Genomic DNA, 22,271 nt, shown 5'->3' with positions numbered 1-22,271 from the left:
CTGCTGCGCAGGCCGAGAGGGCTAGAATGCCCGGCGTTGTTTCGTCCTTTCCTTTGCCGAGCACCTCCATGCGCCGTCTCCTGCTGACTTTCCTCTTACTGGGCTCGGGCCTCGCCCATGCCGGCGAACTTCCGGAAACCGACTGGCTCGAGTTGATGCCCAAGTCGGACCAGAAAGCCCTCGAAGCCATGCCCGAAATCGACCACGACTCGCCCGAAAGCGACGGCACCTTCACGGCCAAGGGTGGCCTGAAGCAGAGCAAAGGCCTGCCGGCGGTGATGTATTCGAGCAAAACCGTGGCGTCGATGAACGACAAGGACATCCGCATCGGCGGTTATCCGGTGCCGCTGGAGTCCGACGCCAAGGGCCGCAGCACGCTGTTTTTCCTCGTGCCGTACCCCGGCGCCTGCATCCACGTGCCGCCACCGCCGCCCAACCAATTGGTGCTGGTGCGTTATCCGCAAGGCTTGAAACTGGACGACATCTACACACCGCTGTGGGTGACCGGGAAGTTGAAGGTCGAGAAGGTCAGTAATGACCTGGCTGATGCGGCGTATGCGCTGGATGCGGCGAAAGTGCGGGTGGTGGAAGAGGCGGATTTGTAGGGATTCAAAACTGTGGGAGTGAGCCTGCTCGCGATGAGGCCATAACATTCAACCTCTGTGTTGACTGTTACACCGCTATCGCGAGCAGGCTCGCTCCTACATTGGTTTTGTGGTGTTGCTTACAGGGGTTTGCTGCCGATGCTTACGCCCAACGTATGACTGGCACCCGCCGCGAGATCCACCACGTCATCCATCACATTCGCGGTCTCGATGCACAGCATGCGCTGCCAGCCGTCGTCAGCCATGTCGCTCAACGCCGCCGCACGATCGATCCACGGGTTCCAGATCACCGCTGTGCGTGAACCGCTGCTGGTCAGCTCGATGCGCCGTTCCCAGGTTGGGTCGACAATGCTCAGTTGCTGCGGGACGTCCAGATAGATCCGGTCCGTCTCGCCGACAAACGCCAGATCACCGCTCTGAGTGGCCGTGGTCCAGTCCTTGGCGGTATCGATGTAGCTCAAGCCGTCCAGCCCTTCGACGTGCACATTGCGCACATCGCTGACCGCGAAGTAGCTGTGCAGCGCCTGGCTGATGGACACGGTTTCAGTGCCGCGGTTATGGCTGGTGAGGCTGATGTGCAGTTGTTCATCCAGACGAATGCGCAACTTCAAATCCACCTGATGCGGCCATTCGGCGAACCCGCCTTCGGGGCGGGGCAGGATGAACTCGACGTTCAAGCTCTCGCCCTCGGCTTCGATGCCGCCCAATTGCCAGTCCATCGCCCGGACCAGACCGTGGGCATTCGCCGCATCATTGCCGACGCGCATCGCCTGCACACTTTGCGGATTGCGCGCGAACACGCCAAACCACGGCCAGCACACCGGCACCCCGGCGCGGATGCTTTTGCCGGTCTTGAACACGGCCTCGTCGTTGAGCCAGATCAGCGGCGGTTGGCCGGCCAATTGATAACTGAGGATGTGCGCGCCTTGCTGGGCCACCAGCAATTCGGCCTGCCCGTGGCGGATGCGCCAGCAGTTCAGTTCATCGAGTTTCACGGCTTCAACGTTGGGCGTGCTCATGGGGCAACTCTCAATCAGGATCAATGACTGCAATGGACCGCAAAAGCAGCGCCTTGTTTAACCAGCAGGTTTAACGAGCGCGCGACGGCACCGAACGTGTGCGACCACTGCCATCGATGGCGACAAACACAAATACCGCTTCCGTCACTTTGCGCCATTCGCTGGACAACGGATCGTCGCTCCAGACTTCGACCATCATCTGGATCGAGCTGCGGCCGATTTCCAGCGCCTGGGTATAAAAGGAAAGCTGCGCGCCCACCGCCACCGGCACCAGGAATGCCATCCGGTCGATCGCCACAGTCGCGACGCGGCCACCGGCAACTTTGCTGGCCATTGCGGTACCGGCCAAATCCATCTGCGCCACCAGCCAGCCGCCGAAAATATCGCCGAAGCCGTTGGTTTCGCGTGGGAGTGCGGTGATTTGCAGGGCAAGGTCGCCTTGCGGGATTGGATCTTCTTGTTCGAGCTCTATCATGCCGGGGGTGCCTCTGACCCGTGACTCTTCATTAATACTTCAAGGTGATAGCCGTCTCAGAAAAAACGATTCAGCCCCGAACATACTACGTTCGTCACGTTTTTCGTAAGGCGCCTAAAGGGAAACTCTGCGAAATCGCCTGTGAACTCCCGGAGGCGTTTTCGCACAGCAACCCTTTCAAACTGTTACAGGCTTGCGAGTATATCGATCGGTAGACTCCGAGACGACCGTCGGGTTCTCATTTCGACCGTCAATTACGCGCCTCTATGTGCTTTTTCGAACAATTTGCTATCGTGCCGGACCTGCCCAAGCCTCCGCCAGCGTTGTTGGGGTTGCAGATCCGACTATAAGAGAAGCCCTTGCCATGACCACAGCGCCCTCGAGCATCGCGCAGCCGACGCAATCCGCACGTCCCTTGACCCGCAATGACTACAAGACTTTGTCGCTGTCCGCACTCGGCGGCGCGCTGGAGTTCTACGACTTCATCATCTTCGTATTCTTCGCCACCGTGGTCGGCAAGCTGTTTTTCCCGGCCGACATGCCCGAGTGGCTGCGCCTGATGCAGACCTTCGGCATCTTCGCCGCCGGCTACCTGGCGCGGCCGCTGGGCGGCATTGTCATGGCGCATTTCGGCGACCTGCTGGGACGCAAGAAAATGTTCACCTTGAGCATTTTCATGATGGCCGTGCCGACGCTGATCATGGGTCTGCTGCCGACGTATGCGCAGATCGGCATGTGGGCGCCGATTCTGTTGCTGCTGATGCGGGTGATTCAGGGCGCGGCGATTGGCGGTGAAGTGCCGGGCGCCTGGGTATTCGTTTCCGAACACGTGCCGCAGAGACACATCGGCTACGCCTGCGGCACCCTGACCTGCGGCCTGACCGCCGGCATTCTCCTGGGTTCGCTGGTCGCCACGGCGATCAACAGCATTTACACGCCCATCGAAGTCGCGGATTACGCCTGGCGGATCCCGTTCCTACTCGGCGGCGTGTTCGGTTTGTTCTCCGTGTACCTGCGCCGCTGGCTGCACGAGACTCCAGTATTCGCCGAGCTGCAACTGCGCAAGGCCCTGGCCGAAGAAGTGCCGCTGCGCGCGGTGCTGCGTGACCATCGCGGGGCGATCCTGATTTCCATGCTGCTGACCTGGCTGCTGTCGGCCGGGATCATCGTCGTCATCCTCATGACCCCGACCGTGCTGCAAACCGTCTACCATTTCTCGCCAACTACCGCGCTGCAGGCCAACAGCCTGGCCATCGTCTTCCTCAGCCTCGGCTGCGTGGCGTCCGGCGCACTGGCCGACCGTTTCGGCGCCGGCCGCGTGTTTGTGTTCGGCAGCGGCGCGTTGCTGATCAGTTCGTGGACCTTCTACCACAGCCTGTTCAACCACCCGGACTGGCTGTTCCCGATGTACGCCCTGACCGGCTTGCTGGTCGGCACCATCGGCGCGGTGCCTTACGTCATGGTCAAAGCCTTCCCGGCCGTGGTGCGCTTCAGCGGATTGTCGTTTTCCTACAACCTCGCCTACGCGATCTTCGGCGGCTTGACGCCAATGGTTGTGACGTTGCTGCTCAAGCAAAGCCCGATGGGGCCTGCTTACTACGTCGCGATCATTTGCGGGGTGGGGATCTTGGTTGGGGCTTATTTGTGGAAGAAGGGGCGGTAAGCCGGCTCAGCGGATATTAGGGCTTTCGCCAGTGCGCAAGCCTCGCATCACATTCGCCTGACGGCAGGCGCGCGCCGTGGTCGAGCATGTTGTCCAACGCATCTGCCGCATGCGATGGAAAAATAACCGCATGCTCGATCATCAGGTCCAGCAGCCACAGCGCTCCATGCACTTGCAATCCATCGCGCAGCGCCTGGCGCCTGAGCTTGCCATCACCGGTGAGCAACGGGCGACCTGACTCTTGCGCGAGCAAATAGCAGGACACATCGGCAAGTGAGCTGTTGTTGTGCTCGGTTTTCAGGCTGAACAACCGAGCAACCCCCGCACTATCGAAGGATTCGACAATCAGCCCGTGGGCGAGCAATTCGTCATGGGGGAAATCTTCGAGTTCGTGCAGCACAAAATCCGTGCAGCACAAGGTGAAGGGCAGTCTGAAAAGCATTTCCAGCAGACCGGCATTTCTGAAATCGATCCAGATATTCGTATCGCTGATGTAGATCAGGGACATGCACTCTCCAGTGAGCCCAAGAAGTTGGGATCGAGCGCGCTCACTGGTTTGCGTAAAAGTTCGGCTGCCCGGGATTTGGTCATCAAGCCTTCCGCTAGCCCCCAGAACACCAACGATTCGAAGCGTTGCGGCGGTTTGCAGGGCAATGGCTCAGGTTCGTCCCGGCGCCATCCGTTCGCGCTGAATTGAATGGTCAGGGATTTATAGCCGCTGTCGCTCAGCAGTTTCAGGTCTTTGAGGCGTCGGAGTGCGGCGTGCATCGAGATCCCGTATTGACGCTTGGCGATCAACAATTCGCGAGGATGGACTCGGGAACGCGGATGGCTGCCGAAATCACTGGTGACACCTTTGGCTGGGTAGAGGAAGGCGCCGGCAAAGCGATGGCAGCAATTTTCCTTGTCGCGTTCGGGCATGTCGTCGGGTAATTGCATGACCCAATGCCCAAGTTCATGTGCTGCGGTGAAGCGTATTCGCTCGCCTGGGCGTTCGGCATTCAGGGCGATCAACACATGACTGCCGTCAGTGGTGGCGGCGCAGGCACCGTCGAAATCCGCCGGGCCGGTGAGCATTGCGACTTTGATGCTGTGCTCTTCCAGTTGCTCGGTCAGGTTGGCAATTGGATCGCTACCGATTCCCCAATACTCGCGCAGCACTTCGGCGGCGAGTTCAGCTTCCTCCAGGGAGGTAACCCGGAGCATCTGTGCCGGGGTGGCTGGGGTCTGGATGTCGGCGGGATCAAAGCATTCTTCCAGAGCGATGTAACGCTCCAAGTGTTCACGCATCTGCTCTTCGACCTGAACCTGGCGATATTTGGGCATTTTCGCCAATTTGCGAAATTCCAATGGCGCCAGCGGTACAGCTTCTGCCCGGAAGAAGTACTCGGGACTCACCTCCAACACTTTGGCCATTTGCAGCAAGCGAGACGAGTTGGGGGTGCTTGACCCTTTCTCGTATTTGCTCAGGCCTTGTTTGGTGATGTCGCCAAGCTGGAGGGCCAGCGCCTCCAGGGACATGCCGCGCAACAGGCGTGCGCGGCGGATTCGGTCGTTGATCATGGGTTCCTCTCGTGGTTGACGAGACTAGCTTTGAATAATTATTTGTCAACCAAACTCACGTGTCATGTTATTGCGGTTGTTCCAATGCTGGCCTTTCATCCAATTGTCATATTTCAGCCATAGAGTGTTCACACGGCCTGCTGATACTTGGCCCCGACTTAACACACCCTATCTGCTAGGAGTAAGGCATGAAACTGAAGCGTTTGATGGCGGCAATGACTTTTGTCGCTGCTGGCGTTGCGACTGCCAACGCGTTCGCCGCTGTTGACCCTGCTATCCCGAGCTACACCAAGACCACTGGTGTGTCGGGCAACCTGTCCAGTGTCGGCTCCGATACCCTGGCCAACCTCATGACCTTGTGGGCCGAGAACTACAAAAAAGAATACCCGAACGTAAACATCCAGATTCAGGCCGCCGGTTCCTCCACCGCGCCACCTGCGTTGACTGAAGGCACCGCCAACCTGGGCCCGATGAGCCGCAAGATGAAGGACAACGAGCTGCAGGCCTTTGAAACCAAGTACGGCTACAAGCCAACCGCTATCCCGGTTGCCGTGGATGCCTTGGCGGTGTTTGTGCACAAGGACAACCCGATCCAGCACATGACCATGGAACAAGTGGACGCGGTCTTCGCCTCGACTCGTCTGTGCGGTGGCAAAGCCGACATTAAAACCTGGGGCGACCTGGGTGTGACCGGTGACCTGGCGAACAAGCCGGTTCAGCTGTTCGGTCGTAACTCGGTATCGGGCACCTACGGCTACTTCAAGGAAGAAGCCCTGTGCAAAGGCGACTTCAAGCCGAACGTCAACGAACAACCAGGTTCGGCTTCGGTCGTGCAGTCGATCAGCTCCTCGCTGAACGGCATCGGTTACTCGGGCATCGGTTACAAAACCGCTAGCGTGAAGACCGTGGCACTGGCCAAGAAAGGCAGCACCGAGTTCATCGAAGACACCGAAGAAAACGCCCTGAACGGCAAATACCCGCTGTCGCGTTTCCTCTACGTCTACGTCAACAAAGCCCCGAACAAGCCTCTGGCCCCGCTGGAAGCCGAGTTCGTGAAACTGGTGCTGTCCAAGCAGGGCCAGGAAGTTGTGGTGAAAGACGGCTACATCCCGCTGCCGGCCAAAGTTGCTGCAAAAGCACTGGCTGACCTGGGTCTGCAAGAAGGCAGCGCTGAAGTCGCAAAGAAGTAAAACCCTAGGTCCGGGGTAAACCCGGACCTGTGTAGGAGCGAAGCTTGCTCGCGAAAGCGGTGGGTCAGCCAACAGTGATGTTGAATGTGCCGACGCCTTCGCGAACAAGCTTCGCTCCTGCAAATGCCGGTGAATACCGGCTCCCCAATTTTCGATCCTCTGCCAGTCACCGCTGGCGGCGGATTTGTTGCGTCACTGCATTGTCATCTTTCTGTCATACAGGATCGCTAGGGTGTGCGCATGAATGATCTGGCCAATTCCACCATGACTACTAATCCCACCAGTCCACCCAAGCGCATTGACTTCAATACGCCTGAGCTGCAACGCAAGCGCCGCATCCGCGCGCTCAAGGATCGCCTGACCCGCTGGTACGTCCTCGTCGGCGGTCTCGCTGTGCTTGGCGCCATCACGCTGATCTTCTTCTTCCTCGGCTACGTCGTCGCGCCGCTGTTCCAGGGTGCCGATCTGACCGCCAGGGACGCCATCACCCCGGCCTGGATGCAAGACGCCGGCAAGCCGCTGATGATCTCCCTCGAAGAACAGAACCAGGTCGCCATGCGGGTTTCCGACAAGGGCCAGGCGCTGTTCTTTGATATCGACAGCGGCGCCGAACTCAGGCGCGTCGACCTGCCGATCCCGGCCGGCACCACCGTGACGTCCATTGGCGAAGACCAGCCGGGTCAGCCTCTGGTGGCGGTCGGTCTGTCCAACGGTCAGGCGCTGGTGTTCCGTCACACCTACAAAGTCAGCTACCCGGACGGCAAGAAGACCATCTCGCCGGCCATCGAATACCCGTACGGCGAAGCCCCACTGGCGCTGAACGAGGCGGGCGGGGCGTTGGAGCACGTCAGCCTGAATGCCACCGACGCCACGCTGTTGCTGGTCGGCTCGACCGGTTCGCAGCTCAACGTGTTGTCGCTGACCAGCGAAGAAAACATGATGACCGGCGAAGTCACCAACGAGCAGAAACGCATTGATCTGCCGCAGATGACCGAGCCGGTGAAAAACATCTTCGTCGACCCGCGTCAGCAATGGCTGTACGTGATCAACGGGCGCGCTCAGGCCGACGTCTTCAGCCTGCGCGACAAGAGCCTCAACGGTCGCTACAAACTGCTCGAAAACGGCGAAGCGCAAATCACCGCATCGACCCAGTTGGTCGGCGGCATTTCGCTGATCCTGGGCGATTCCAACGGCGGTCTGGCCCAATGGTTCATGGCCCGCGACCCGGATGGCGAACAACGCCTGAAGCAGATTCGCACGTTCCAGATGGGCACCACGCCGATCGTTGAAATCACTGCCGAAGAACGCCGCAAAGGCTTCGTCGCCCTCGATGCCTCGGGCAAGCTCGGCGTGTTCCACAGCACCGCGCACCGCACCTTGCTGGTCGATCAAGTGGTCGACGGCCAAGGCATTTTCGGCATGTCGCCGCGCGCCAACCGCATCATCGTCGAGGCGGGTGGCAAGCTGCAGCCGTTGCTGCTGGACAATTCCCACCCGGAAGTATCCTGGAGCGCGCTTTGGAGCAAGGTCTGGTACGAAAACTACGACGAGCCTAAATACGTCTGGCAGTCGACCGCCGCCAACACTGATTTCGAACCGAAGATGAGCCTTGCGCCGTTGACGTTCGGCACGCTCAAGGCTGCGTTCTACGCGATGCTGCTGGCCGCGCCATTGGCTGTCGCCGCCGCCATCTACACCGCCTACTTCATGGCGCCGAGCCTGCGCCGCAAGGTCAAACCGGTGATCGAGCTGATGGAAGCGATGCCGACGGTGATCCTCGGTTTCTTCGCCGGCCTGTTCCTCGCGCCGTATGTGGAAGGGCATTTGCCGGGCATCTTCAGCCTGCTGATGCTGTTGCCGATCGGCATTCTGGTCGCCGGTTTCATCTTCAGTCGCTTGCCTGAGTCGATGCGCCTGAAAGTGCCGGACGGCTGGGAAAGCGCAATCCTGATTCCGGTGATCCTGTTCGTCGGTTGGCTCTCGCTGTACATGAGCCCGTACATGGAAACCTGGTTCTTCGGCGGCGACATGCGTATGTGGATTTCCCACGATCTGGGCATCACCTACGACCAGCGCAACGCTCTGGTAGTCGGTCTGGCCATGGGTTTCGCGGTGATCCCGAACATCTACTCCATCGCCGAAGACGCCGTGTTCAGCGTGCCGCGCGGCTTGACCCTCGGTTCGCTGGCACTCGGCGCCACGCCTTGGCAGACCATGACGCGCGTGGTGATCCTCACCGCTAGCCCGGGGATTTTCTCGGCGCTGATGATCGGCATGGGCCGCGCGGTCGGGGAAACCATGATCGTGCTGATGGCCACCGGCAACACCCCGGTCATGGAAATGAACCTGTTCGAAGGCCTGCGCACCCTGGCCGCCAACGTCGCGGTGGAAATGCCGGAGTCGGAAGTCGGCGGCAGCCACTACCGCGTGCTGTTCCTCTCGGCGCTGGTGCTGCTGTTGTTCACCTTCGTCATGAACACCCTCGCGGAACTGATTCGTCAGCGTCTGCGCAAGAAATACTCGTCGCTTTAAGCAAAGGTAGAAGTCTGTGAAACAGAACTCCCTGAAAGGATGGTTCAAGAGCGGCGCCCCCGGTGTCTGGATCAGCGGTGGCGCGGTGTCCATCGCGGTCATCATGACCATTGGTCTGCTGGCGGTGATTGCCGTGCGCGGCCTCGGTCACTTCTGGCCGGCGGACTTGATTCACGCCAGTTACGACGTGCCCGGCCAGGCCAATCACCTGGTGGTCGGCGAAGTGGTGCAAAAGGAAGAAGTGCCGCGCGAGCGCCTGAAAAGCGCTGGTCTGCCGGTGCCGGACGTCGGCCCGGAGTTCATGACCCGCGAGCTGATCAAGGTCGGCAACCGTGACTTGAACGGCAACGATTTCACCTGGATCGTCGGCGAGTGGCTGACCGACCAGAAGACCCCGCCGGAGCTGATGGCCATCGAGCGTCGCGAGTGGGGCAACTTCTACGGTTACCTGGTCAACGTCAAACAGGACGGCAAGGTCATCGCTGAAGGCGAGGCGGCCTGGCCTGAGTTGCAGGCGCGCGTCGATCGCGTCAACCAGCTTGCGGCGCAGCTCAAGACCCTGGAGAAATCCGACATTGGCGCGATCAACGCCGGCCTCGAACGCATTCGTCTGCACGGCCGCAAACTGGAACTGGCGGGCAAACTCGACGCCGCTGCGCAGGCCGACATGGACGGCGAACGCGCTGAACTGAACGCGCGTTATCAGGACATCGAAGCGCGCCTGGCGGACCTGCACGCCCAGTTCAACCGCGACAGCCTGACCGCTCGCGATGCCAACGGCAAAGAAGTCGTCATCGACATCGGCAAGGTGGTTCACGCCTACCAGCCGAACGCGATGGGCACGCTGACCAAGATCGGTTTCTACTTCAGCAAGGTCTGGGAATTCCTCAGCGACGACCCGCGCGAAGCCAACACTGAAGGCGGGATTTTCCCGGCCATCTTCGGCACCGTAATGATGACGCTGATCATGGCGATGATCGTGACGCCGTTCGGTGTGCTGGCAGCGGTTTACCTGCGTGAGTACGCAAAACAGAACACCATGACGCGGCTGATCCGCATCGCCGTGAACAACCTGGCGGGCGTTCCGGCGATTGTCTACGGCGTGTTCGGCCTCGGCTTCTTTGTGTACGTGCTGGGTGGTTCGGTTGACCGTTTGTTCTTCCCCGAAGCCTTGCCGGCGCCGACCTTCGGCACGCCGGGCCTGCTCTGGGCCTCGCTGACCCTGGCGCTGCTGGCGGTGCCGGTGGTGATTGTGGCGACGGAAGAAGGCCTGGCGCGGATTCCGCGCACCGTGCGCGAGGGCTCGTTGGCCCTCGGCGCGACCAAGGCTGAAACGCTGTGGAAGATTGTCCTGCCGATGGCCAGCCCGGCGATGATGACCGGGATGATCCTCGCGGTGGCGCGTGCCGCTGGTGAAGTGGCGCCGCTGATGCTGGTGGGCGTGGTCAAACTGGCGCCGTCGCTGCCACTGGATGGCAACTATCCGTACCTGCATTTGGATCAGAAGATCATGCACCTGGGCTTCCACATCTATGACGTCGGCTTCCAGAGCCCGAACGTCGAAGCGGCGCGACCGCTGGTGTACGCCACGGCGCTGCTGCTGGTGCTGGTGATCGCCACGCTGAACTTGTCGGCGGTGTACATCCGCAACCACCTGCGCGAGAAATACAAAGCGCTGGATAGTTAATTACGCCACTCCCTGTAGGAGCCAGGCTTGCCGGCGAAGGCGATTTCAAGGACGCCTTCGCCGGCAAGCCTGGCTCCTACAGAACGGCAATACTGCTGGCCCATTTTTGTGAGGCCAGTGGGCAACCGAACCGAATTTGTCAGCACAGGGAGCCTCCCATGCAGCACGAAACACATACCCACGGCATCAACATGTCCGCCCTGGGCCGCGACAAGCAGAGCCTGAGCCTGGCGCAGGAAACCGTTGCCATCGAAGTCCCGGGCCTGAGCCTGTACTACGGCGACAAACAAGCGCTGTTCGACGTCAGCATGAACATCCCGAAACAGCGCGTGACCGCGTTCATCGGCCCGTCGGGTTGCGGCAAATCCACGCTGCTGCGCACCTTCAACCGCATGAACGATCTGGTCGACGGCTGCCGTGTCGACGGCGCGATCAACCTCTACGGCCACAACATCTATCGCAAGGGCGAAGACGTCGCGGAGCTGCGTCGTCGCGTCGGCATGGTGTTCCAGAAGCCCAACCCGTTTCCGAAAACCATCTACGAAAACGTCGTGTATGGCTTGCGCATTCAGGGCATCAACAAAAAACGCGTGCTCGACGAAGCCGTCGAGTGGGCGTTGAAAGGCGCGGCGCTCTGGGACGAAGTCAAAGACCGTCTGCATGAATCGGCGCTGGGTTTGTCCGGTGGTCAGCAGCAACGTCTGGTGATCGCGCGCACCATCGCCGTGGAGCCGGAAGTGCTGTTGCTCGACGAACCGTGCTCGGCCCTCGACCCGATTTCGACGCTGAAAGTCGAAGAGCTGATCTACGAACTGAAATCCAAGTTCACCATCGTGATCGTGACCCACAACATGCAACAAGCCGCGCGGGTGTCCGATTACACGGCGTTCATGTACATGGGCAAACTGGTGGAATTTGGCGACACAGATACGCTGTTCACCAATCCTGCGAAGAAACAGACCGAAGACTACATTACCGGGCGCTACGGCTAGCCGTAGAGCTGCGAGCCGCGAGCTTCAAGCGGCAAGTCAGAGCGGTTCGGCGTTACGACACAAATTGGCCTGCAGCTTGTAGCTTGCGGCTTACAGCTTTTGCGGAGCAATCGCATGATCAGTAAAGAAGGTTTAACCCATCACATCTCTGCACAGTTCAACGCCGAGCTTGAGGAAGTGCGCAGCCACCTCCTGGCGATGGGCGGGCTGGTGGAAAAGCAGGTCAACGACGCCGTCACCGCACTGATCGAGGCCGACTCCGGCCTGGCCCAGCAGGTGCGTGAAATCGACGATCAGATCAATCAGATGGAACGCAATATCGACGAAGAATGCCTGCGCATTCTCGCGCGTCGTCAGCCGGCAGCGTCGGACTTGCGGTTGATCATCAGCATCTCCAAATCGGTGATCGACCTCGAACGCATCGGCGACGAAGCGACCAAGATTGCCCGCCGCGCCATCCAGTTGTGCGAAGAGGGCGAGGCGCCGCGCGGTTACGTTGAGGTGCGCCACATCGGCGACCAGGTGCGCAACATGGTCCGCGATGCGCTGGACGCGTTTGCCCGTTTCGACGCCGACCTGGCGTTGTCGGTGGCGCAGTACGACAAGATCATCGACCGCGAATACAAGACCGCGCTGCGTGAGTTGGCGACCTACATGATGGAAGACCCGCGCTCTATCTCGCGGGTCTTGAGCATCATTTGGGTGCTGCGTTCGCTGGAACGCATCGGCGACCACGCGCGCAATATCTCGGAACTGGTGATTTACCTGGTGCGCGGCACCGACGTGCGTCACCTTGGCCTCAAGCGCATGAAAGAAGAAGTTGAAGGCACAAGTGGCGAAACCGCTAATGTTCCGGGCAAAGCTGACGATAAGTAGGATTGCCCTGACTAAAACGCCTGGCCTTTCGGCCGGGCGTTTTTGCTTGTGGGACCGAATTCGAAAGCAGCACCCGCGAACGAAAAGTCCCGGCGTGACTGAAGGTTTGTGGCGATGTGCCACTAGCAAAGCGGTATGCTTGCCAGGATTTTTTAAAGGGGTTGTGGATGAGTAAGGTCAGTGTGTTGGTCGTGGACGATGCGTCGTTCATTCGTGACCTGGTGAAGAAGTGCCTGCGTAATTACTTCCCGGGCATTCGCATCGAAGATGCCGTCAACGGCAAAAAGGCTCAGGCGATTCTGGCGCGCGAAGCGTTCGACCTGGTGCTGTGCGACTGGGAAATGCCGGAAATGTCCGGCCTCGAACTGCTGACCTGGTGCCGCGAGCAAGACAACCTCAAAAGCATGCCATTCGTGATGGTCACCAGCCGTGGCGACAAAGAGAACGTGGTCCAGGCGATTCAGGCCGGCGTTTCCGGTTACGTCAGCAAACCGTTCACCAACGAACAACTGCTGACCAAGGTCAAACAGGCGCTGAACAAAGTCGGCAAACTCGACAAATTGATGAACAGTGCGCCGACCAAAATGAACTCGGCGTTCGGCAACGATTCGCTCAGCGCATTGACCGGTGGCAAGACCGAAGTGCTCGGCGCCGCGCCAGTCAATCCATTCGCCAAACCGGTGGCTGCGGCGTCAGCCCCGGTCCCGGCGGCGGCAGCATCGCGTGGTTTGCTCAACAACGCACCGCCCAAGGCCCCGGCCGCTTCAGCGACTCCGGCCGGTCGCGGCCAGGGCCAATTGCGCTTGTCGAGCGGCAACCAGCCGTGCGTGATCAAGGCCTTGAGCCTCAAGGAAGCGCTGCTGGTGGTAAAACGCAGCGACACCCTGCCGCAAGTCCTGGAAAGCGCGGTGCTCGACCTGGAGCAGGGCGACAACGCCGAAACCGCGCGCCTCAACGGCTACCTGCACGCCATCGTCGCCCACGAGCAAAAACCTGACAGCGAATGGCTGCAACTGACCTTCCGCTTTGTCGACAAGGACGCGCAGAAGCTCGATTACATCTCGCGCCTGATCGCCCGTGGTACGGCGCAGAAGCACTTCATCCCCGGCGCGTGATCTTCGTCGCCTGATAGTCCGCCATCGCCAGCAAGCTCACTCCCACAGTTGATTGGTGTTGCCACAAAATGTGTGGCCAACCCAAAACCCTGTAGGAGCGAGGCTTGCCCGCGAAGGGGCCATCAAATTCAATACACCTCGCGCTGACGCGCCCATCTTGAAACATCTGCCGACTACCCAGGTCCATTGCACCTGCTAGGCTCCTCACCAGGCCTTACTCGACAGAATCTTGCCCATGCTCGCGCGCCTGTTGTTTTGCTGTGGTCTGTTGCTCGCTGCCACTTCGGCGATGGCGATGACCATCTACAAGTCCAAAGACGCCAATGGCGTGGTCTCCTACAGCGACCGCCCCACCAAAGGCTCGCAGGTGTTCGTTTTTCGCGATCGCATGGTCGAACACCTTGAGCGCCAGGTGTACCTCGACATCAAAAAGCAAAAAGGCGCCGACGCCGTGTTCGTGCGCAACGACCTGTACGCGCCGGTGGAAGTCGAACTGAGTTTCGCCGGGTTGAGCAACGTCAAAGGCGCGCCGGGCAAACCGATTCGCCGCGTGTTGCCGGCGCGCAGTAACTCGCGCCTGGCGCTGCTCACGGCGATTTCGCGCGGCAAACCGCTGGTGTATACCCCGAACTTCCAATATTCGATGGGCGACCCTTCAGGCGCCGCTCAGGGCTATCGTTACCCGTTCCCGTGGCGTGGCGGACCGTTTCGTTTGAGCCAGGGCGCCAACGGCCAATACAGCCACTTCGGCGCGAAGAACCGTTACGCCATGGACATCGCCATGCCCGAAGGCACGCCGATCATCGCGGCGCGCGCGGGGATGGTGGTGAAGACCGAGAACCGCCAGACCGGACGCGGCAATGATCCGTCAGGCAATTTCGTGCGAGTGCTGCACGACGACGGGACCATGGGCGTGTACCTGCATTTGCAGAAAGGCTCGGTGAGCGTGCGCGAAGGGCAGCGGGTGATGGTTGGCAGCGCGTTGGCGTTGTCCGGCAATACCGGCAACAGCAGCGGCCCGCACCTGCACTTTGTGGTGCAGCGCAATACCGGGCTGGGGCTGGTGTCGATTCCGTACCAGTTCAATCAACCGGTGGGCGCGTTGCCCAACTTTGCGTTGGGCAAGCAGTGATGTGGCGCCTGGTCTGACGCCTTCGCGGGCAAGCTTCGCTCCTACAGGTTCACACTCTCTGTAGGAGCGAGGCTTGCCCGCGAAAGGATCGACGCGGTTTAAGCCTGGGCCGACTTAATCCAGCATCAACACCTTGGCCAAAATGATCTTCGGCCCTTTCATCTTTTTGATGATGATCCGCAAACCTTCGACTTCCAGCACTTCCTCTTCTTCCGGCACCCGTTTCAGGGTTTCGTAGACCAGCCCGGCGAGGGTTTCGGCTTCGATGTGGTCCAGGTCGATGCCGAGCAAACGCTCAACCTTGAACAGCGGCGTATCGCCACGCACCAGCAACTTGCCCGGCTGGTACGCGAGGATCCCGCGTTCAGCCTTGCGGTGCTCGTCCTGGATATCGCCGACCAGCACTTCCAGCACGTCTTCCATGGTCAGGTAGCCGATGATGTTGCCGTCGGCCTCTTCAACCACGGCGAAGTGCGAGCCGCCCTTGCGGAATTGTTCCAGCAGTTGCGACAGCGGCATGTGCCGCGAAATGCGTTCCAGCGGACGGGTCAGCTCGGCGAGGTTGAACGACTCCGGAATGTGATCCAGCGCCGCCAGTTCCAGCAGCAGATCCTTGATGTGCAGCAGGCCGACGAACTCCTGGCGCTCGCTGTCGTACACCGGATAACGGCTGAATTTGTGGCGACGGAACAGCGCGAGGATTTCCTTCAGCGGCGCGTTGAACTCCAGCGTCACCAGGTCTTCGCGGGAGTTGGCCCAGTCGACCACTTCCAGCTCGCCCATTTCCACCGCCGAGGCCAAAACACGCATGCCTTGGTCGCTCGGGTCCTGGCCACGGCTGGAGTGCAGAATCAGTTTCAGCTCTTCACGGCTGTAATGGTGTTCGTGGTGCGGGCCGGGTTCGCCCTGGCCGGCGATCCGCAGAATCGCGTTGGCGCTGGCGTTGAGCAGGTAAATCGCCGGATACATCGCCCAATAGAACAGGTACAGCGGCACCGCCGTCCACAACGACAGCAGCTCGGGTTTGCGGATCGCCCATGACTTCGGTGCCAACTCGCCGACAACGATGTGCAGGTACGAAATGACGAAGAACGCGGCGAAGAACGACACACCTTTGATCACTTCCGCCGACTGCACGCCGAGCGCTTCCAGCAGCGGTTCGAGAATATGCGCAAACGCCGGTTCACCGACCCAGCCCAGGCCCAGCGAGGCAAGGGTAATACCCAACTGGCACGCCGAGAGGTAGGCATCGAGCTGACTGTGCACGGTGCGCAGAATGTGTCCGCGCCAGCCGTTCTGTTCAGCGATGGCCTCGACGCGGGTCGAGCGCAGTTTGACCATGGCGAATTCCGCCGCAACGAAAAATCCGTTGAGCAAAACCAGGATCAGAGCAAAAAGAATCATGCCGAAATCGGCGAAGAGTGTCGCGAGGGTCAAGCCAGGGGATGGGTCCATGATGGAGTTTTGCGGGTTCCGTGTATTCGAAAAAGGGGAAATGCGGTGCCTGAAGGGCAGGCACAAGTCCGCCAATGTAGCGGCTGACTTGGCGATTGCCTAGTGGCGAGTGCTGGCCGGTATCAATCGGCGGCGCTGATGGCTTGGGATTTGGCCACTTGCGCCGGGGCAAAATGGCAGGTGAACGTGCTGCCATGGCCGGGCACGCTGCTGATTTCCATGCGCGCACGGTGGCGCAACAACACGTGTTTGACGATCGCCAGGCCCAGCCCGGTGCCGCCGGTGTTGGAGTTGCGGCTGGAATCGACACGGTAGAAACGTTCGGTCAGGCGCGGCAGGTGTTTGCTGTCGATGCCGATCCCGGAATCCTGCACGCTCAAGTGCGCGCCTTGATCATCACCCCACCAGCGAATGCGGATACTGCCCTCGGCCGGGGTGTATTTCACCGCGTTGAACACCAGATTGGAGAACGCGCTGCGCAATTCGGCCTCGCTGCCCTTGAGCAGAATCGTCGGGTCGGCCTCCAGGGTGATCTTCTGATTGCGTTGCCCGGACAATTGCTGCGCGTCGCTTTTGATCGATTTCAGCAAGCCGTCGATCGGCACCGGCTGGTTGTCCGACGGGTAATCCGTGGCTTCCAGTTTCGCCAGCAGCAGCAAGTCGTTGAGCAGCGTTTGCATGCGCCCGCCCTGTTGTTGCATCTGCTGCAAGGCGCGGGTCCAGCGCGGGTTCACTTCCTCGACGTTGTCGAGCAGGGTTTCCAGATAACCGCAGATCACCGTCAGCGGCGTGCGCAGTTCGTGGGAAACGTTGGCGATGAAGTCTTTGCGCATCTGTTCCAGTTGATGAATGCGCGTGACGTCGCGCACCAGCATCAGGTGTTCGTTGTTGCCGTAGCGGGTGATGTACAGCTGAATGCGCAGGCGATCATTGATCGGCGAAGGGATTTCCAATGGCTCGGCGTAGGTGTCTTGCTCGAAATATTCCTTGAAGCGCGGATGGCGCACCAGGTTGGTCACCGGTTGGCCACTGTCTTGCGGGGTCTTGAGGCCGAGCAGGGTTTCGGCGGCGCGGTTCCACCATTCGAGGTTGCCATCGCTGTCGAGCATGATCACCGCGTCTTTCAGCGCGGCGGTGGATTCCTGAACGCGGTCGATCACCGCTTGCAAGCGGCCACGTACGCGTTGGTCGCGGCGTTGCAGGTGATAGATGCTGTCGAACACTTCGCCCCACAAGCCATAGCCGTCGGGCGGCGGTTCATCGGGTTTGTGCAGGCGCAGCCATTCGTGCAGACGCAGCAATTGCTTGAGGGTCCAGGCCAGGTAAAGGCCGATGCCGACCGCCAGGCTCCAGCCGTAATAGCCGGAAATCAGCCCGATCACCAGGCAAGCGGTGACCAGCAGCAGCATGTGGCGAATCAGGGTGCCATGCCAGTTTTGGTTCACGAGGCGTCCTTAACGCAGCTTCAAGTTTCAAGCTGCAAGCTTCAAGTCAGAGCGGCTCGGCTGTTCCTTGCCGCTTGTAGCTCAACACTTGCAGCTGTTTTTTTATGCTTTGGTGGAAAACCGGTAACCCGTGCCGCGCACGGTTTGTACCAGATTTTCATAGGCATCGCCGAGGGCTTTGCGCAGGCGCCGGATGTGCACGTCCACGGTGCGTTCTTCGACGTAGACATTGCCGCCCCAGACCTGGTCCAGCAACTGGCCACGGGTGTAGGCGCGTTCCTGGTGGGTCATGAAAAATTGCAGCAGACGGTATTCGGTCGGGCCCATCTCGGCAGGTTTGCCGTCGATGGTCACGCGATGGCTGATCGGGTCGAGCAGCAAGCCGCCGACTTCGATCGGGGTTTCGCCATCGGTCGGGCCGGCGCGGCGCAGCACGGCTTTGAGGCGCGCGACCAGCTCACGCGGGGAAAACGGCTTGGTGATGTAATCGTCGGCGCCGACTTCCAGGCCCTGGATCTTGTTGTCCTCTTCACCCTTGGCCGTGAGCATGATGATCGGGATATCACCGGTCAGCTCATCGCGCTTGAGGCGTCGGGCCAACTCGATGCCGGACGTGCCGGGCAGCATCCAGTCGAGCAGAATCAGGTCCGGCTTGCGGTCGACGATGATGGCGTGGGCCTGCTGCGAGTTCTCGGCCTCGAGGCAGTCATAGCCGGCCATTTCCAACGCAACGGCGATCATTTCGCGAATGGGCGCTTCGTCGTCGACGATCAGAATGCTCCTGCCAACCATGCCTTAATCCTCTTGTCATTTAACTGTCTTGCGCCGCATTAGATAACGGAATTATTGCAGTCGTGTGACAGTATTTTCGTCCGACGGCGATTGTGGGGATCCTGGGCTAAGCTCTAATTCCGAATCCTGACAACCACAAGAGAAGGTTTCCATGACTCAAATGACTGCTTCTTTCAAAGCCCTGCTGCTCGCCGCCGCCGTGGCATTGCCATCGATGGCGTTCGCCGCTGATCCGGCGATGGAAAAGAACGGGATGCTGACCGATCACAACGAGATGACGCTTTATACCTATGCCAAGGACTCGGCGGGCAAGTCTGCCTGCAACGATAAATGCGCGGAAAACTGGCCGCCATTGGCCGCTTCGGCCGCTGATAAATCGATGGGCGACTGGACGGTGATCAAACGCGATGACGGCAAGATGCAATGGGCTTACCAAGGCAAGCCGCTATATACCTTCAAGATGGATAAGGCCGGTGAAATGACCGGCGATGGCAAAGCGGACGGTGCGTGGAAAGTCGCGAAAGCCAAGTAACGGCTGATCATGTAGGAGCGGGCTTGCTCGCTCCCACATGTCTTGTGGCTTAACGCAGCGCGTAATCCAGCACGATCCCGACAAAAATCGCCAACCCGGCCCAGTGGTTGTGCAAAAACGCCTTGAAGCAGCGCATCCGTTCCTTGCTGCGGGTGTACCAGAATTCCCAGACGAAACATCCCGCCGCCGCCAGTAACCCGAGGTGGAACCAGCCACCGAGCTCGAATTTCGAGCCGGCCAGCAACAGGCAACCCAACGCCAGACCCTGCAACGTCAGAATGATGACCCGGTCAGCCTCGCCAAACAGAATTGCCGTGGATTTCACCCCGATGCGCAAATCATCGTCGCGATCGGTCATCGCGTAGTACGTGTCGTAGCCCACCGTCCACAGCAGATTGGCGATGTACAGCAACCACGCGGCGGCCGGCAAGTCGCCGGTTTCGGCGGTGAACGCCATCGGCATGCCCCAGGAAAACGCCGCGCCCAGCACCACTTGCGGGTAGTAGGTGTAACGCTTCATGAACGGGTAAGTGAACGCCAGCGCCAGACCGCCCAGCGACAGCCAGATCGTCGTCGCATTGGTGCACAACACCAGCAGAAAACTCACGCCCATCAGCACGGCAAAAAATACCAGCGCTTCCCTGGAGCTGATTTTGCCGCTGACCAATGGCCGCTGCTCGGTGCGTTTCACATGGCCGTCGACTTTACGGTCGGCCCAGTCATTGATCACGCAGCCGCCGGCGCGGGTCAGCACCACGCCGAGGACAAAAATCACAATGTTGGCCAGCGACGGCGATCCCTTGCCGGCAATCCACAGCGCCCACAGCGTCGGCCACAGCAGCAGATAAATGCCGATCGGCTTGTCCATTCGGGTCAGCTGAATTAAATCCCAGGCCCGCGGATTGAAGCGATTCAGCGATTTGAGCAGGCGGGTGTACATCAGCAATTCTCCGGATGTGCGCGCGCGGCGAGCCACAAGGTCGGCAGGAAAATCTCGGCCACCAGCACGCTCAGCGCGCCCCGGTCGAAACGCGAGCGGCGGCCCCACAACTCGGGTGTCCGCGCCTCCAGCGGCAGCCATTCCTGAGGATAGTGACAAACCTCGATGGCCTGACGCTGAAACGCCTGGTCGCAAAACAGCAACTCGCCCAACGAGCGGCTGCCCAGTTCATCCATGTGCAAGCCGTCGCCCTGCAGCGCGCTGCGCGAGGCGACGCTGCGGGCGAACACCCAGGCCTCGCCATGCCCGCGCAAATACACCTCGCGCACCCAGCCTTCGCTGCCTTCGGCAAGTTCCAGCGCCGCGCATTCGTCGGCGCGCAGGGTTTGCCAGCCTTCGAACAGCGGCGTGACGCTGAAGCGATCATTCGACAAACGGGTCAACCGTCGCGTTAGCGAACCTTGATCGAACAACCAGTCCAGCACAGCGGCGTCGGGGCGGGGCGCCAACTGGCTTTGCGAGAGCCAGGGCGGGGTCGGGCAGGGGGATTTTGAGTGCGGCACAGTGAGTCATTATTGGCAGCAAATGAGGCGGCGAGCTTACCATGTCGGCCGGCGATTTAGATTGAGCCGGCCGGCTGTTGCATCGAACGCGCTTGCATCTGCCGGGTCCGATCAGTACAAAACGCCCTGAGCCGGACGGCAACGCTGCACCCATCGACCGTTCGCGCCAGCCAAAGCCTGAATCCTGAGGAAATGACTGAATGAAAAAGTGGCAATGTATTGTCTGCGGCCTGATCTATAACGAAGCCGACGGCTGGCCGGATGACGGCATTGCGCCGGGTACTCTGTGGCAAGACGTGCCGGAAGACTGGCTGTGCCCGGACTGCGGCGTCGGCAAGATGGATTTCGAAATGATCGAAATCAACTAAGACAAAAAATGGAGTTGGGAATGAACGCACCTGTCGTGATCATCGGTACCGGCCTGGCTGGCTACAACCTGGCTCGGGAGTTTCGCAAACTCGATGGCGAAACCCCGCTGCTGCTGATTACTGCCGATGACGGGCGTTCCTACTCCAAGCCAATGCTCTCCACCGGTTTCGGCAAAAACAAGGACGCCGATGGTTTGAGCATGTCCGAACCGGGCGCCATGGCTGAACAGTTGAAAGCCGAAGTGCGCACCCACACGCGCATCAGCGGCATCGACCCCGGCCACAAACGCCTGTGGATCGGCGAGGAATCGGTGATCTACCGGGACCTTATCCTTGCCTGGGGCGCGGAAACCGTGCGTGTGCCGATTGAAGGTGATGGTGCGGACGCGGTGTTCCCGATCAACGATCTGGAAGATTACGCACGTTTTCGCGCGGCAGCAGTCGGCAAGCGCCGGGTCCTGGTGTTGGGCGCCGGCCTGATTGGTTGCGAGTTCGCCAACGATTTGATCCTCGGCGGTTACGAGGTACAACTGGTCGCGCCGTGCGAACAAGTGATGCCGACGTTGCTGCACCCGGCGGCGGCCGCTGCGGTGCAGGCGGGCCTGGAAAGCCTCGGCGCGCGTTTCCATCTCGGGCCGGTGCTCAATCGTCTGCAGCGTTCGGCCGATGGCCTCGAAGCGCATCTGTCCGACGGCCAGGTCATTGCCTGCGATGTGGTGGTGTCAGCGATCGGCCTGCGCCCGCGCATCGATCTGGCGGCGGCTGCGGGCGTTCAAGTCAATCGCGGCGTGATGGTCGACCGGCACTTGAAGACGTCCCACGCCAATATTTACGCCTTGGGCGATTGCGCCGAGGTCGATGGGCTGAATTTGTTGTACGTGATGCCCCTCATGAGCTGTGCGAGAGCGCTGGCGCAGACGTTGGCCGGAAACCCGACCGCCGTCAGCTATGGCGCCATGCCGATCACCGTGAAAACGCCGGTTTGCCCGTTGGTGGTTTCGCCGCCACCGCGTGGTACCGAAGGCGTCTGGACCGTCGAAGGGCAGGGCGCCGACATCAAGGCGTTGTGCCGCGATGCCTCGGGCAAACTGCTCGGATACGCCCTGACAGGCGCGGCGGTGACGGAAAAACTCGCGTTGAACAAAGAGCTTCCGGCCCTGCTGGCGTAAATACTGGTCGTTCTGTCGGAATCACCCCGCTTTTGCCCCTACAAAGGTCGCGCCGAGACTGGCGCGGCTCTTCGCTGCGTGCCATCCTCACTCCCGTCTGCCGCAGAGTAGAGCACCTGCGGCGCCTTGGGCGCTGTTCCAACGAGAACAGCACGGAC

21 protein-coding genes are annotated in these 22,271 nt (G+C 60.3%); 12 read left to right on the top strand and 9 right to left on the bottom strand.

The window, feature by feature from the left end; translation table 11 throughout:
- The first annotated feature begins 68 nt into the window (after positions 1 to 68).
- A complete protein-coding gene (locus FBY12_RS16955) occupies positions 69 to 605 on the top strand; it encodes a DUF3299 domain-containing protein (RefSeq protein ID WP_101208119.1) in 537 nt (178 codons plus the stop codon).
- 119 nt (positions 606 to 724) lie between these two features.
- Here the strand turns inward: FBY12_RS16955 and FBY12_RS16950 are convergent, their stop codons facing one another.
- Positions 725 to 1,624: a D-hexose-6-phosphate mutarotase gene (locus tag FBY12_RS16950; protein WP_145254162.1), complete on the bottom strand. Its 900-nt coding sequence runs from the start codon at positions 1,622 to 1,624 to the stop codon at positions 725 to 727.
- A gap of 70 nt (positions 1,625 to 1,694) precedes the next feature.
- Complete coding sequence (locus FBY12_RS16945) at positions 1,695 to 2,099, bottom strand: acyl-CoA thioesterase (RefSeq protein WP_003176975.1); 405 nt, start codon at positions 2,097 to 2,099, stop codon at positions 1,695 to 1,697.
- Positions 2,100 to 2,463: 364 nt separating this feature from the next.
- Here FBY12_RS16945 and FBY12_RS16940 point away from each other — a divergent pair, with 364 nt between their 5' ends.
- Positions 2,464 to 3,762, top strand: a complete 1,299-nt coding sequence (locus FBY12_RS16940) for an MFS transporter (RefSeq protein WP_121732368.1) — start codon at positions 2,464 to 2,466, stop codon at positions 3,760 to 3,762.
- Between the two features lie 16 nt (positions 3,763 to 3,778).
- Here the strand turns inward: FBY12_RS16940 and FBY12_RS16935 are convergent, their stop codons facing one another.
- Together FBY12_RS16935 and FBY12_RS16930 are read right to left on the bottom strand one after the other, a co-directional pair.
- Entirely contained in the window at positions 3,779 to 4,270 is a 492-nt protein-coding gene (locus tag FBY12_RS16935; RefSeq protein ID WP_145254159.1) for a type II toxin-antitoxin system VapC family toxin, read from the bottom strand.
- A complete protein-coding gene (locus FBY12_RS16930) occupies positions 4,261 to 5,325 on the bottom strand; it encodes a helix-turn-helix domain-containing protein (protein ID WP_145254155.1) in 1,065 nt (354 codons plus the stop codon). Before FBY12_RS16930 ends, FBY12_RS16935 begins: the two co-directional genes overlap by 10 nt.
- Before the next feature lie 188 nt (positions 5,326 to 5,513).
- Between FBY12_RS16930 and FBY12_RS16925 the strand changes: the two genes are divergently transcribed.
- From FBY12_RS16925 to FBY12_RS16895, 7 genes are all read left to right on the top strand, one after another.
- Positions 5,514 to 6,515: a phosphate ABC transporter substrate-binding protein PstS gene (locus tag FBY12_RS16925; RefSeq protein ID WP_121732367.1), complete on the top strand. Its 1,002-nt coding sequence runs from the start codon at positions 5,514 to 5,516 to the stop codon at positions 6,513 to 6,515.
- A gap of 240 nt (positions 6,516 to 6,755) precedes the next feature.
- The gene (locus tag FBY12_RS16920; RefSeq protein ID WP_145254152.1) at positions 6,756 to 9,047 is read left to right on the top strand and encodes an ABC transporter permease subunit; all 2,292 of its coding nucleotides are present in this window, start codon (positions 6,756 to 6,758) and stop codon (positions 9,045 to 9,047) included.
- A 16-nt stretch (positions 9,048 to 9,063) separates the two neighbouring features.
- Positions 9,064 to 10,734 carry a phosphate ABC transporter permease PstA gene (gene pstA, locus FBY12_RS16915; protein WP_101208116.1) on the top strand — a complete coding sequence of 557 codons (1,671 nt, stop codon included), beginning with the start codon at positions 9,064 to 9,066 and terminating at the stop codon, positions 10,732 to 10,734.
- A 158-nt stretch (positions 10,735 to 10,892) separates the two neighbouring features.
- Entirely contained in the window at positions 10,893 to 11,726 is an 834-nt protein-coding gene (pstB, locus tag FBY12_RS16910) for a phosphate ABC transporter ATP-binding protein PstB (protein ID WP_145254149.1), read from the top strand.
- A 114-nt stretch (positions 11,727 to 11,840) separates the two neighbouring features.
- On the top strand, positions 11,841 to 12,602 hold the full coding sequence (gene phoU / locus FBY12_RS16905; RefSeq protein ID WP_008150055.1) for a phosphate signaling complex protein PhoU: 762 nt from the start codon (positions 11,841 to 11,843) through the stop codon (positions 12,600 to 12,602).
- A gap of 167 nt (positions 12,603 to 12,769) precedes the next feature.
- Complete coding sequence (locus FBY12_RS16900; protein ID WP_121732365.1) at positions 12,770 to 13,717, top strand: response regulator; 948 nt, start codon at positions 12,770 to 12,772, stop codon at positions 13,715 to 13,717.
- Between the two features lie 235 nt (positions 13,718 to 13,952).
- Complete coding sequence (locus tag FBY12_RS16895; RefSeq protein WP_145254146.1) at positions 13,953 to 14,849, top strand: peptidoglycan DD-metalloendopeptidase family protein; 897 nt, start codon at positions 13,953 to 13,955, stop codon at positions 14,847 to 14,849.
- 114 nt (positions 14,850 to 14,963) lie between these two features.
- Here FBY12_RS16895 and FBY12_RS16890 read toward each other — a convergent pair whose 3' ends face one another.
- From FBY12_RS16890 to phoB, 3 genes are all read right to left on the bottom strand, one after another.
- Positions 14,964 to 16,304, bottom strand: coding sequence for a hemolysin family protein (locus FBY12_RS16890; RefSeq protein ID WP_092275986.1), 1,341 nt, complete (start codon positions 16,302 to 16,304; stop codon positions 14,964 to 14,966).
- Positions 16,305 to 16,426: 122 nt separating this feature from the next.
- Positions 16,427 to 17,713, bottom strand: a complete 1,287-nt coding sequence (gene phoR, locus FBY12_RS16885; protein WP_256663335.1) for a phosphate regulon sensor histidine kinase PhoR — start codon at positions 17,711 to 17,713, stop codon at positions 16,427 to 16,429.
- A 138-nt stretch (positions 17,714 to 17,851) separates the two neighbouring features.
- Positions 17,852 to 18,541 carry a phosphate regulon transcriptional regulator PhoB gene (phoB, locus tag FBY12_RS16880; protein ID WP_008150066.1) on the bottom strand — a complete coding sequence of 230 codons (690 nt, stop codon included), beginning with the start codon at positions 18,539 to 18,541 and terminating at the stop codon, positions 17,852 to 17,854.
- A gap of 151 nt (positions 18,542 to 18,692) precedes the next feature.
- Between phoB and FBY12_RS16875 the strand changes: the two genes are divergently transcribed.
- Positions 18,693 to 19,073, top strand: coding sequence for a hypothetical protein (locus FBY12_RS16875; protein WP_121757146.1), 381 nt, complete (start codon positions 18,693 to 18,695; stop codon positions 19,071 to 19,073).
- A 49-nt stretch (positions 19,074 to 19,122) separates the two neighbouring features.
- On the opposite strand, the gene ubiA is transcribed toward FBY12_RS16875, so the two are convergent.
- Positions 19,123 to 20,013, bottom strand: coding sequence for a 4-hydroxybenzoate octaprenyltransferase (gene ubiA / locus FBY12_RS16870; RefSeq protein ID WP_145254140.1), 891 nt, complete (start codon positions 20,011 to 20,013; stop codon positions 19,123 to 19,125).
- Complete coding sequence (locus FBY12_RS16865) at positions 20,013 to 20,576, bottom strand: chorismate lyase (RefSeq protein WP_145254137.1); 564 nt, start codon at positions 20,574 to 20,576, stop codon at positions 20,013 to 20,015. The genes ubiA and FBY12_RS16865 overlap by 1 nt, the downstream gene beginning before the upstream one ends.
- A gap of 200 nt (positions 20,577 to 20,776) precedes the next feature.
- Here FBY12_RS16865 and FBY12_RS16860 point away from each other — a divergent pair, with 200 nt between their 5' ends.
- Both FBY12_RS16860 and FBY12_RS16855 read left to right on the top strand, forming a co-directional pair.
- Complete coding sequence (locus FBY12_RS16860; protein ID WP_003437744.1) at positions 20,777 to 20,944, top strand: rubredoxin; 168 nt, start codon at positions 20,777 to 20,779, stop codon at positions 20,942 to 20,944.
- Between the two features lie 20 nt (positions 20,945 to 20,964).
- Positions 20,965 to 22,113 (top strand): NAD(P)/FAD-dependent oxidoreductase, encoded by a 1,149-nt coding sequence (locus FBY12_RS16855; RefSeq protein WP_101208420.1) that lies wholly within the window; start codon positions 20,965 to 20,967, stop codon positions 22,111 to 22,113.
- Positions 22,114 to 22,271: the final 158 nt, after the last annotated feature.

Origin of the sequence: Pseudomonas sp. SJZ131, from assembly GCF_007828705.1 — a bacterium.
GTDB classification, from domain to species: domain Bacteria; phylum Pseudomonadota; class Gammaproteobacteria; order Pseudomonadales; family Pseudomonadaceae; genus Aquipseudomonas; species Aquipseudomonas prosekii.
This window is presented reverse-complemented; position numbering and strand designations above follow the sequence as displayed.